The organism is Klebsiella sp. CTHL.F3a (assembly GCF_019890895.1).
GTDB classification, from domain to species: Bacteria; Pseudomonadota; Gammaproteobacteria; order Enterobacterales; family Enterobacteriaceae; genus Klebsiella; species Klebsiella grimontii.
In genome coordinates, this window is the sequence record NZ_CP082360.1 from 4,242,150 (window position 1) to 4,254,011 (window position 11,862).

Annotated in this window: 14 protein-coding genes; 11 read left to right on the plus strand and 3 right to left on the minus strand. The window is 54.4% G+C overall.

Annotation, left to right across the window (positions count from 1 at the left end; genetic code table 11):
• The first annotated feature begins 112 nt into the window (after positions 1–112).
• The 10 genes from rsfS to lipA all read left to right on the plus strand — a co-directional run bounded on the left by rsfS (position 113) and on the right by lipA (position 9,738).
• Positions 113–430 carry a ribosome silencing factor gene (gene rsfS / locus K7H21_RS20015; protein ID WP_004130418.1) on the plus strand — a complete coding sequence of 106 codons (318 nt, stop codon included), beginning with the start codon at positions 113–115 and terminating at the stop codon, positions 428–430.
• Between the two features lie 3 nt (positions 431–433).
• Positions 434–901, plus strand: coding sequence for a 23S rRNA (pseudouridine(1915)-N(3))-methyltransferase RlmH (rlmH, locus tag K7H21_RS20020; RefSeq protein ID WP_004100160.1), 468 nt, complete (start codon positions 434–436; stop codon positions 899–901).
• Positions 902–928: 27 nt separating this feature from the next.
• The gene (mrdA, locus tag K7H21_RS20025) at positions 929–2,830 is read left to right on the plus strand and encodes a peptidoglycan DD-transpeptidase MrdA (protein WP_004130417.1); all 1,902 of its coding nucleotides are present in this window, start codon (positions 929–931) and stop codon (positions 2,828–2,830) included.
• Positions 2,830–3,942, plus strand: coding sequence for a peptidoglycan glycosyltransferase MrdB (gene mrdB / locus K7H21_RS20030; RefSeq protein WP_004100156.1), 1,113 nt, complete (start codon positions 2,830–2,832; stop codon positions 3,940–3,942). The genes mrdA and mrdB overlap by 1 nt, the downstream gene beginning before the upstream one ends.
• A gap of 10 nt (positions 3,943–3,952) precedes the next feature.
• Complete coding sequence (gene rlpA / locus K7H21_RS20035; protein WP_004130416.1) at positions 3,953–5,047, plus strand: endolytic peptidoglycan transglycosylase RlpA; 1,095 nt, start codon at positions 3,953–3,955, stop codon at positions 5,045–5,047.
• Between the two features lie 142 nt (positions 5,048–5,189).
• A complete protein-coding gene (gene dacA, locus K7H21_RS20040) occupies positions 5,190–6,389 on the plus strand; it encodes a D-alanyl-D-alanine carboxypeptidase DacA (protein ID WP_032742271.1) in 1,200 nt (399 codons plus the stop codon).
• 106 nt (positions 6,390–6,495) lie between these two features.
• Positions 6,496–6,759, plus strand: a complete 264-nt coding sequence (gene ybeD / locus K7H21_RS20045; protein ID WP_004100153.1) for a DUF493 family protein YbeD — start codon at positions 6,496–6,498, stop codon at positions 6,757–6,759.
• 91 nt (positions 6,760–6,850) lie between these two features.
• On the plus strand, positions 6,851–7,495 hold the full coding sequence (lipB, locus tag K7H21_RS20050; protein ID WP_004130414.1) for a lipoyl(octanoyl) transferase LipB: 645 nt from the start codon (positions 6,851–6,853) through the stop codon (positions 7,493–7,495).
• A gap of 137 nt (positions 7,496–7,632) precedes the next feature.
• Positions 7,633–8,586: a YbeF family transcriptional regulator gene (locus K7H21_RS20055; RefSeq protein WP_223035303.1), complete on the plus strand. Its 954-nt coding sequence runs from the start codon at positions 7,633–7,635 to the stop codon at positions 8,584–8,586.
• Between the two features lie 186 nt (positions 8,587–8,772).
• Positions 8,773–9,738 (plus strand): lipoyl synthase, encoded by a 966-nt coding sequence (gene lipA, locus K7H21_RS20060; protein WP_004130412.1) that lies wholly within the window; start codon positions 8,773–8,775, stop codon positions 9,736–9,738.
• 225 nt (positions 9,739–9,963) lie between these two features.
• On the opposite strand, the gene tatE is transcribed toward lipA, so the two are convergent.
• Both tatE and K7H21_RS20070 read right to left on the minus strand, forming a co-directional pair.
• Positions 9,964–10,167 carry a twin-arginine translocase subunit TatE gene (tatE, locus tag K7H21_RS20065; RefSeq protein ID WP_004130411.1) on the minus strand — a complete coding sequence of 68 codons (204 nt, stop codon included), beginning with the start codon at positions 10,165–10,167 and terminating at the stop codon, positions 9,964–9,966.
• Between the two features lie 127 nt (positions 10,168–10,294).
• Positions 10,295–11,083, minus strand: a complete 789-nt coding sequence (locus K7H21_RS20070) for a deaminated glutathione amidase (protein ID WP_087828672.1) — start codon at positions 11,081–11,083, stop codon at positions 10,295–10,297.
• A gap of 91 nt (positions 11,084–11,174) precedes the next feature.
• Between K7H21_RS20070 and crcB the strand changes: the two genes are divergently transcribed.
• A complete protein-coding gene (gene crcB / locus K7H21_RS20075) occupies positions 11,175–11,558 on the plus strand; it encodes a fluoride efflux transporter CrcB (protein WP_004130409.1) in 384 nt (127 codons plus the stop codon).
• Between the two features lie 57 nt (positions 11,559–11,615).
• Here the strand turns inward: crcB and cspE are convergent, their stop codons facing one another.
• A complete protein-coding gene (gene cspE / locus K7H21_RS20080; protein WP_004100146.1) occupies positions 11,616–11,825 on the minus strand; it encodes a transcription antiterminator/RNA stability regulator CspE in 210 nt (69 codons plus the stop codon).
• Between the last annotated feature and the right edge of the window lie 37 nt (positions 11,826–11,862).

Sequence of the window (11,862 nt, forward strand, 5' to 3'; positions counted from 1 at the left end):
GATAGCGGCCTTAACCGCCCATTTATCGACATTTATCCCGACTTTGCTACCAGTTCGGGTATACTGTCAGGCTGTTTATTATTATCACTCTTCACACACCCAGGGGGAACTCTTGCAGGGTAAAGCACTCCAGGATTTTGTTATCGACAAAATTGATGACCTGAAAGGTCAGGACATCGTTGCCATTGACGTTCATGGCAAATCCAGCATCACTGATTGCATGGTTATCTGCACAGGCACTTCTACGCGCCATGTTATGTCCATCGCCGACCACGTAGTGCAAGAGTCTCGCGCCGCCGGTATGCTGCCGCTGGGCGTTGAAGGCGAAGTCGCCGCGGACTGGATTGTCGTCGATCTCGGCGACGTTATGGTTCACGTCATGCAGGAAGAGAGCCGTCGTCTGTACGAGCTGGAAAAACTCTGGAGTTAACGCGTGAAGCTGCACCTGGTAGCCGTTGGCACCAAAATGCCGGACTGGGTTCAGACCGGCTTTAGCGAATATCTGCGCCGTTTTCCAAAAGATATGCCGTTCGAACTGGTGGAAATCCCCGCCGGAAAACGCGGTAAAAATGCCGACATCAAGCGAATTCTTGAAAAAGAAGGTGAAATGATGCTGGCGGCCGCAGGCAAAAACCGCATCGTCACCCTGGATATTCCGGGGAAGCCATGGGATACGCCGCAGCTGGCGCGCGAACTGGAACGCTGGAAACAGGATGGCCGGGATGTCAGTCTGCTCATCGGCGGCCCGGAAGGCCTTTCACCCGCTTGCAAAGCGGCAGCGGAACAAAGTTGGTCGCTCTCAACGCTCACCTTACCTCACCCGCTGGTTCGCGTACTGGTGGCCGAGAGTCTGTATCGGGCGTGGAGCATTACCACCAACCACCCTTACCACCGTGAGTAATGATGACCAGGGTAGACTAAGCAGCGAATGAAATTACAGAATTCTTTCCGCGACTATACGGCTGAATCCTCGCTGTTCGTGCGCCGGGCGCTGGTCGCTTTTTTGGGGATTTTGCTGCTTACCGGCGTATTGATCGCCAATCTTTATAACGTGCAGATTGTGCGTTACACCGACTATCAAACGCGTTCGAACGAAAACCGCATCAAGCTGGTCCCTATTCCGCCGAGCCGCGGCATTATCTACGATCGCAACGGCACGCCGCTGGCGCTCAACCGCACGATTTACCAGCTGGAAATGATGCCGGAGAAGGTCGACAACGTTCAGCAAACGCTGGATGCGCTGCGCGACGTTATCGATCTAACCGATGACGATGTAGCGAACTTTAAAAAAGAGCGCGCCCGCTCGCACCGCTTTACCTCCATTCCGGTGAAAGTCAATCTCAGTGAAGTGCAGGTCGCCCGTTTCGCGGTTAACCAGTACCGTTTTCCCGGCGTGGAAGTCAAAGGCTATAAGCGCCGCTACTATCCCTATAATTCCGCTCTGACCCACGTTATCGGCTACGTCTCCAAAATTAACGATAAAGACGTCGATCGCCTGGATAAAGAGGGAAAGCTGGCTAACTACGCCTCCACGCACGATATCGGCAAGCTGGGGATCGAACGTTATTACGAAGATGTCCTGCACGGGCAGACCGGCTATGAAGAAGTTGAAGTAAACAACCGCGGCCGGGTAATTCGCCAGCTAAAAGAGGTTCCGCCACAGGCCGGGCGCGATATCTATTTAACGCTCGACCTGAAGCTACAGCAGTATATTGAAACGCTGTTGGCCGGCAGTCGCGCGGCGGTCGTGGTCACAGACCCGCGTACCGGCGCCATCCTCGCGCTGGTCTCGACGCCAAGCTACGACCCCAACCTGTTCGTTGACGGTATTTCCAGCAAAGACTACTCCGGGCTGCTTAACGATCCTAATACACCGCTGGTCAACCGCGCGACCCAGGGCGTTTACCCCCCGGCGTCAACGGTTAAACCTTACGTTGCCGTGTCGGCGCTCAGCGCCGGAGTTATTACCCGCAACACCAGCCTGTTTGACCCCGGCTGGTGGCAGCTCCCCGGCTCGGATAAGCGCTACCGCGACTGGAAAAAATGGGGCCACGGCCATCTGAACGTCACCAAAGCGCTGGAAGAGTCGGCCGATACCTACTTCTATCAGGTTGCTTACGATATGGGTATCGACCGCCTGTCGGAGTGGATGGGTAAGTTCGGCTATGGCCACTATACCGGCGTTGACCTGGCGGAAGAGCGCTCCGGCAATATGCCGACCCGCGAATGGAAGCTCAAGCGCTTCAAGAAACCGTGGTACCAGGGTGATACCATTCCGGTCGGCATCGGACAGGGTTACTGGACCGCGACGCCTATCCAGATGAACAAGGCGCTGATGATCCTGATTAACGATGGCGTGGTAAAAGTGCCGCACCTGCTGCAGAGTACGGTAGAGGACGGTAAACCGGTGCCGTGGGTTCAGCCCCATGAACCGCCGGTCGGCGATATCCACTCTGGTTTTTGGGAGATCGCCAAAGACGGGATGTTTGGCGTCGCCAACCGCGGCAACGGTACCGCGCATAAATACTTCGCCAGCGCGCCGTATAAAATTGCGGCCAAGTCGGGTACCGCTCAGGTCTTCGGCCTGAAAGCCAACGAGACCTATAACGCGCACAGAATCGCTGAACGCCTGCGTGACCATAAACTGATGACGGCGTTTGCCCCTTACAACAACCCCCAGGTTGCCGTTGCCATTATTCTTGAGAACGGCGGCGCAGGTCCGGCAGTCGGTACCATTATGCGTCAGATTCTCGATCATATAATGCTGGGCGATAACAACACCAACCTGCCGAGTGAAAACCCGGCGGTAACGGCTGGGGAGGATCAATAATGACTGATAATCCGAATAAAAAATCGCTATGGGATAAAATCCACCTCGACCCCACCATGCTGCTTATCCTGCTGGCGCTGCTGACCTATAGCGCGCTGGTTATCTGGAGCGCCAGCGGTCAGGACATGGGCATGATGGAGCGTAAAATCGGCCAGATCGCTATGGGGATTGTTATCATGATCGTCATGGCGCAAATTCCGCCGCGGGTCTATGAGGGCTGGGCACCCTATCTCTATATCTTCTGTATTATCCTGCTGGTGGCGGTTGATGCCTTCGGCGCCATCTCTAAAGGGGCACAGCGCTGGTTGGATCTCGGCATCGTCCGCTTCCAGCCGTCGGAAATTGCCAAAATAGCCGTACCGCTGATGGTGGCGCGCTTTATCAACCGCGATGTTTGCCCGCCATCGCTGAAAAATACCGCTATCGCGCTGGTGCTGATTTTCCTGCCCACGCTGCTGGTCGCCGCGCAGCCTGACCTCGGGACCTCGATTCTGGTCGCTCTGTCCGGCCTGTTCGTGCTCTTTCTGTCTGGTCTCAGCTGGCGTCTGATCGGTATCGCCGTGGTGCTGGTCGCCGCCTTTATTCCGATCCTCTGGTTCTTCCTGATGCATGATTATCAGCGCCAGCGCGTAATGATGCTGCTCGACCCGGAAACCGATCCGCTCGGTGCGGGTTACCACATTATTCAGTCAAAAATCGCCATCGGCTCCGGCGGGCTGCGCGGGAAAGGCTGGCTGCATGGCACCCAGTCGCAGCTGGAGTTTCTGCCTGAACGCCATACCGACTTTATCTTTGCCGTACTGGCGGAAGAGCTGGGACTGATTGGCGTACTGATCCTGCTGGCGCTCTATATTCTGCTGATCATGCGCGGGTTGTGGATTGCCGCCCAGGCGCAAACCACTTTTGGCCGGGTCATGGCCGGTGGTTTAATGTTGATTTTATTCGTTTATGTCTTCGTAAATATTGGTATGGTAAGTGGTATTTTACCGGTGGTGGGGGTACCTTTGCCGCTGGTCAGCTACGGGGGCTCTGCCCTAATCGTATTGATGGCCGGGTTTGGTATCGTTATGTCGATCCATACTCACAGAAAAATGTTGTCGAAAAGCGTGTAAGGGGTTCGCGATGCGTAAGCAATGGCTGGGGATCTGCATAGCAGCAGGACTGCTGGCGGCATGTTCGGGTGAAGACGTTCAACAAAAAACGGTCAGCACTCCACAGCCGGCCGTTTGCAATGGCCCGACGGTGGAAATTAGCGGCGCCGATCCGCAGTATGAAACGCCTAACGCAACGGCGAATCAGGATTACGAACGTGATGGCAAAAGCTATAAAATCGTTCAGGATCCGTCTAACTTCACCCAAGCGGGCTTCGCAGCTATCTACGACGCCGAGCCTAACAGCAACCTGACCGCATCGGGAGAAGCGTTCGATCCCACACAGCTTACCGCAGCCCATCCCACGCTGCCGATCCCAAGCTACGCGCGGATCACCAACCTGGCGAACGGCCGCATGATCGTAGTACGTATCAACGATCGCGGCCCCTACGGTAACGATCGCGTGATTTCACTGTCGCGCGCCTCGGCCGATCGTCTGAATACCTCGAATAACACCAAAGTGCGCATCGATCCGATCGTCGTCGCGCCGGACGGCTCGCTTTCCGGTCCCGGGATGGCATGTACGACGGTGGCCAAACAGACCTATGCCCTGCCTGCCCGCCCGAATCTTGACGGCGATAACAGCGCGGGGATGAGTCAACCCGCACAAACTGACGTGCACGCCATCAGTAACTCAACCCTGAAGCCGGAAGACACTACCGGCGCTCCGGTTAACAGCGGCGGTTTCCTCGGCGCGCCGACGCCGCTGAATAACGGCGTGCTGGAAGGCAGCGAGCCTGTCGTGCAAACCGCCCCGGTTACCGCGCCGGGTTCAGTGCAAGGCAGCGTGGCGCCTGCCGTAGCCGCCACCGCCGCCGTGACGCCTGCCGCAGCCGCCAGCGGTGATTTCGTCGTGCAGGTCGGCGCCGTCAGCGATCAATCGCGCGCCCAGCAGTACCAGCAGCGTCTGAGCCAGCAATTTTCCGTCCCGGGCCGCGTCACGCAAAACGGCGCGGTATGGCGGATTCAGCTCGGGCCATTCAGCAGCAAAGCGCAGGCCAGCACGATCCAACAGCGTCTGCAAAGCGAAGCTCAGCTGCAGTCATTTATTACTCGCGCCAACTAAAGGCATCGCACCCGCATCCCCTGCTCGTTGCGCATGACAAAGTCATTAACAAAGTCGTGCGCAATGTCGGATGCTGGTTCGTAATGCGTTTGTTATAGTAAGGCACTTTTTTAACTCCATCACGGATGCCGTTGTTCAGACCATGAAGACCTCTTTTACCGCTCGTTTACTCGTTACGGCGCTCTCCGTGGCAGCGCTGTCCTCCGCTGCCCGCGCCGATGACCTGAATATCAAAACTATGATCCCAGGCGCCCCGCAGATTGACGCCGAATCCTGGATTCTTATCGATTACAACTCAGGCAAAGTACTGGCAGAAAACAACGCCGACTCCCGCCGTGACCCGGCAAGTCTGACCAAGATGATGACCAGCTATGTGATTGGTCAGGCCATGAAAGCGGGCAAGTTTAAAGAGTCCGACCTGGTCACCGTGGGTAACGACGCATGGGCGACCGGCAACCCGGTCTTTAAAGGCTCCTCGTTGATGTTCCTCAAACCGGGTATGCAAGTGCCGGTATCCCAGCTGATCCGCGGTATCAACCTGCAGTCCGGCAACGACGCATGCGTGGCGATGGCCGACTACGTCGCGGGTAGTCAGGATGCCTTCGTCAGCCTGATGAACAACTACGTTAACGCCCTTGGCCTGAAAAATACCCACTTCCAGACCGTTCACGGCCTGGATGCCGATGGTCAATTCAGTTCTGCGCGCGACATGGCGCTTATTGGCCAGGCGCTGGTTCGCGATGTCCCGAACGAATACACCATCTATAAAGAAAAAGAGTTTACCTTCAACGGTATTCGCCAACTCAACCGCAACGGGCTACTGTGGGACAACAGCCTGAACGTCGACGGTATTAAAACCGGCCATACCGACAAAGCGGGCTATAACCTCGTGGCTTCCGCAACCGAAGGCCAGATGCGCCTGATCTCCGCCGTAATGGGCGGCCGTACTTTTAAAGGCCGCGAGTCCGAAAGCAAAAAGCTGCTGACCTGGGGCTTCCGCTTCTTCGAAACCGTTAACCCAATTAAAGCCGGTAAAGAATTCGCTTCTGAACCCGCCTGGTTCGGCGATAGCGATCGCGCCTCTCTCGGCGTGGATAAAGACGTTTATCTGACTATCCCGCGCGGCCGCATGAAAGATCTGAAAGCCAGCTACGTGCTGAATAACGCCGAACTGCACGCGCCGCTGCAGAAAAATCAGGTGGTCGGCACGATTAACTTCCAACTGGATGGCAAAACGATCGATCAGCGCCCGCTAGTCGTGTTGCAGGAAATCCAGGAAGGCAATTTCTTCGGCAAAATCATTGATTACATTAAGTTAATGTTCCATCACTGGTTTGGTTAAAAATCGACCACTTGAAAGTGTGATTTACATCCCCATATACTAGATATCCTGATAACTCCCACACGTCGTGGGAGTTATTATTTTTTGTTGTAACACCGGAGCTGACATGAAAACCAAACTTAACGAACTGCTTGAATTCCCTACACCATTTACTTACAAAGTAATGGGACAGGCGTTGCCGGAGCTGGTTGACCAGGTGGTTGAAGTGGTACAGCGCCATGCACCAGGTGATTACTCTCCGACGGTAAAACCCAGCAGCAAAGGCAACTACCACTCAGTCTCTATTACCATCAATGCAACCCACATTGAGCAGGTAGAAACCCTGTATGAAGAACTGGGCAATATTGAAATCGTACGGATGGTACTGTAAATCTATTCCCCCGACCCGGCCCTGCGCCGGGTCTTTCTCGCTGTGATATACTCCCCCACTCAAGTCATTCTCTCTCTGCGGAGACGTTGTTTTGCAGCACAATAAAATCCTCATCCGCCAGCTCGGCCTGCAACCTTACGAACCTGTCTCGCAGGCAATGCATGAGTTTACCGATACCCGCGACGATGCCACCCTGGATGAAATCTGGCTGGTGGAGCATCACCCGGTGTTCACGCAGGGTCAGGCCGGAAAGGCTGAACATGTTCTGGTCCCCGGCGAGATACCGGTTATTCAGAGCGATCGCGGCGGACAGGTCACCTATCATGGCCCCGGACAGCAGGTGATGTACGTTCTGTTGAACCTTAAACGCCGCAAGCTGGGCGTGCGTGAGCTGGTGACTCTTTTAGAGCAAACCGTCGTTAACACCCTGGCGGAGTATGGTATTGAATCGCATCCGCGGGCAGACGCGCCCGGTGTCTACGTGGGCGAACAGAAGATCTGCTCTCTGGGTTTGCGCATCCGCAAAGGTTGCTCATTCCACGGTCTGGCGCTGAATATCAACATGGATCTGTCACCGTTCCTCAGGATTAACCCATGCGGTTATGCCGGAATGGAGATGACGCAGATGCGCCAGTGGCGGCCCGATGCCCGTACGGATACCGTCGCGCCACGCCTCGCCGCCAATCTGCTGGCTTTACTAAACGATCCGCCGGCGGAATATATTCAATCTTGCTAGCTATCACGTCCCGTGAACGCGGGACGTCACATTTTTACATCCGCCTGGATTAAGTCTTTATTTTTGCAATCAATTATCACTAATAAAATAATTGTGACCGCTATAATGGTGCTAATCATCACTAGCGGAAATATAGAGTGGACGAAAATAACTCTCAGACAGAACCAACCGAACGCCTTGACGATCGCCACGATCGGCAGATGTTTCGCATTCTGCGTAATATCGATCTCAATCTACTCACTATTTTTGAAGCGGTTTACGTCCATAAAGGTATCGTCAACGCGGCCAAAATACTGAATATCACGCCCTCTGCGATTAGTCAGTCCATCAACAAACTGCGCGCCCTCTTCCCTGACCCGCTTTTTATCCGCAAGGGCCAGGGCGTAACGCCAACGGCTTATGCCTCGCATCTTCATAAGCATATAAGCCAGGGTATGGAGGCATTTCTTAACGCCCTGGATTTAACCGGGAATACCCGGAGCGAGCGGGTGATAACCGTGGCTACCTCGCCGGCTATTGGCGCGTTGATCATGCCGGTTATCACCAGGCAGTTGCGGAGCGTCTTTCCCCAGATTTTGCTGCACAATGTCGCCATTACCGACGCGGCCAGCCAGTTAAACCAGCGTCAGGTTGACCTGCTGGTTGACAGTTTCCCCCACAGCGGGCAGGGGATTACGCACCATGTGCTATTTCAGGATAGCGTACATATCTTCTGCCGGGCAGGGCATCCGGCCCTGACGCTGCCGCCAACCTCAGCAAATCTCAGTCAATATGAATTCGCGCTTCTGCAGCCTGAAGGCCAGCGCTATACGACGATCCTGCGCCACCTGCATGAGCATCTCGGCGAACGTCGCTATGGGTTCAGCAGCTACAATCTGTTAACTCAAGCAGCCCTGGTCAACGACAGCGATATGCTGGGGCTAATCACGTCCGGAATGTTCTCGCTGGTCGAGAAGATTTGGCCCTTAAAAATGATCGATTTTCCGCCTCTGCGGGAAGAAAGAATTGATATTGCGCTGCACTATAACAAGCTCAGCGCGAAGGAGCCCTTGCTGAAAGAGATCGTTGAGACGATTCGCCAGGCTTTTTAGTCGATAAAGCACGTGAGGGAAAAGCATAAAACAACAACTATTTTACAATTTGCCGGCCAGCAGGCTGCTTTATCCCCCGTATCAATGATATACTGCCTGCGTTTAATTCAAAAATAGTTGATAAATGCAACATTTACTTGAATTGATTCGCTTTCCTTCGTCACTCGCAACTGGAACACGCACGCTATGAGTAAACCCATTGTGATGGAACGCGGTGTTAAATACCGCGATGCCGATAAAATGGCCCTTATCCCGGTGAAAAACGTGGCAACTGAGCGTGAAGCTCTGCTCAGAAAACCGGAATGGATGAAAATCAAACTTCCGGCTGACTCGTCCCGTATCCAGGGGATTAAGGCAGCGATGCGTAAGAACGGCCTGCACTCCGTGTGCGAAGAAGCCTCTTGCCCTAACCTCGCGGAATGTTTTAATCACGGAACGGCAACCTTTATGATTCTGGGTGCCATCTGTACCCGTCGTTGCCCGTTCTGCGATGTTGCCCACGGTCGCCCGGTTACGCCGGACGCCAACGAGCCGCAGAAGCTGGCGCAAACCATCGCCGATATGGCGCTGCGCTATGTGGTGGTGACTTCCGTGGATCGGGACGATCTGCGCGATGGCGGCGCTCAGCACTTTGCCGACTGCATCAAAGCGATTCGTGAAAAAAGCCCGACGATTAAAATTGAAACCCTGGTACCGGACTTCCGCGGCCGTATGGATCGTGCGCTGGAAATCCTCCAGGCGACGCCGCCGGACGTGTTTAACCATAACCTGGAAAACGTGCCGCGCCTGTATCGCCAGGTACGCCCTGGCGCCGACTACAACTGGTCGCTGAAGCTGCTGGAACGCTTTAAAGAAGCACATCCAGAGATCCCGACGAAATCGGGCCTGATGGTTGGTTTAGGCGAAACCAATGCTGAAATCGTAGAAGTGATGCGCGATCTGCGTCGCCATGGCGTCACCATGCTGACGTTAGGCCAGTATTTGCAGCCGAGCCGACATCACCTGCCGGTACAGCGCTACGTGAGCCCGGATGAGTTCGAAGAGATGAAAGCCGAAGCGATGGCCATGGGCTTTACCCACGCTGCCTGCGGGCCGTTCGTTCGCTCGTCCTATCATGCCGACCTGCAGGCCAAAGGCATGGAAGTGAAGTAACCCCTCCCAACCGCGGCGTGATATTTTTCGCGCTGCGGTCCATCCTGCCAATGCATTCTTTTCCTGAGAAAAAGCCCAACGCGGTAACAGTTGGTTGCATCTTTTTAGACCAGTGTACATGCATTTAACATAAAAAAGGCCGCAGCGTTAACGTTGCGGCCTCTTTGCCGACGCGGTTTAGCCCCGTCGGTAGCGAGCCTCCTCTATCAGGAAACTCGTCGCGAATTACTCTTTATGAGAGAGCTTCTGTGCCGGCGCTTCTTCAGCACTGGTCTTCTTCGCACTGTCATCGTCATCGTTCATGGCTTTTTTAAAGCCTTTGATAGCCGAGCCCAGGTCTCCACCCAGCGTGCGTAACTTTTTGGTACCAAACACCAGGATAATCAGCGCTGCGACTACCAGCAGTTTGGTAATACTAATCTCACCCATAGCTAACCTTCTTCTCTAATACAAGCTGCGAATACGCCATCATACACGCATACAATTAACGGCTATTTGACGCGCGGACACAATAGCAATCTGTAACAAGGTGAATCAAGCCTTGTTTAAAAAAACGTCATAATAATTGCGGTGGCGCAAAGCGGCGATTACGCAACACCGGCAGGCGCTCGCGTACCTGCTGGATATAATCAGCTGAAAGTTCAGAAAAAATCAACTGCGGTCGCTCTCCCGCCCCGGCAAGCGTTGTCCCTAAGGGGTCGATAATACGGCTTTGGCCGATATTACGCGTCCCGCACTCTCCTGCGGCGACAATATAGCAGGTGGTATCCAGCGCCCGTGCCGCCAGCAGCGTCGCCCAGTGATGCTCCTTCAGCGGCCCTTTTACCCACGCGGCAGGCAACACGATAAGCTGCGCACCGCTGAGCGCTAACGACAGCGCCAGTTCAGGGAAACGTAAATCGTAGCAGGTCATCAGCCCGACGCGCATCCCATCGACTTCGATCAGCGGCGGAATTTGCCGCCCGGCATCGACCAACCTGGATTCCTGGATATTGAACGCATCATAGAGATGCAGTTTCTGGTATTGCTCCACAATCTTCCCCTGACGCAGGGCCACCAGCGTATTCGTCGCTCGACCTTCGCCGGAAGGGATATGCAGGGTCAGCACCGTCGTCAACGCACTATTTTCGCTCTCTGCCAGCAAGAGCTGTAAAAAGTCGCCATCAAGCTGCTGGGCGGATTTAACTGACAAATCCGCATCGTTATCGTCTCGCGCCAGCAACGCCTCTGGCAGAACCAGAAGAGATGCCCCCCGCTCCGCGGCCAGACGCATCATACTGACGCAGGTCTGCGCGTTTTCACTCCAGTCCGGCGTTACGGCAAATTGTCCGGCAGCAACAAGCATCTTTTCTCTCCCGTCAGGTTAGTCGTAGCCAGTAAGGCCTTTCGCGCGCTACACTCGAAGTTTAGTCTCAATCAATAAACAGGGAATGACCGTGTTGCAACTCCTTTTTGCTGTGTTTCTTGGCGGCGGCACCGGCAGCGTTTTGCGCTGGTGGCTGGGTATGAAGTTTAACCCCATGCATCATGCTATCCCCATTGGTACGCTCACCGCTAACCTGCTGGGGGCTTTTATTATCGGCGCAGGGCTGGCATGGTTTAATCGCCTGACGGATATCGATCCGATGTGGAAGCTGCTTATCACCACCGGCTTTTGCGGCGGGCTGACCACCTTCTCCACGTTCTCCGCCGAGGTGGTGTTTCTCCTGCAGCAAGGGCGCCTTAGCTGGGCGTTACTCAACGTACTCGTCAACTTATTAGGCTCATTTGCCATGACCGCCGCTGCGTTCTGGCTGTTCTCTCATGCCGCCAGCCGCTAACCGCAGGCAAAAAAAAACCCGCCATGAGCGGGTTTTTATATTCTACTGACGCGTTGCTTAGATAGGCATTACGTTTGCAGCAGAAGGGCCTTTGGCACCGTTAGTGATTTCGAACTCTACGCGCTGACCTTCAGCCAGAGTTTTGAAACCGTTGGACTGGATTGCAGAGAAATGTACGAATACATCTTTGCTGCCATCTTCCGGAGTAATGAAACCGAATCCTTTGGACTCATTAAACCACTTAACGTTACCTTTAATCTTAGACATCAAAATTACCTTTATATGAAAAAATCGACACTAATAC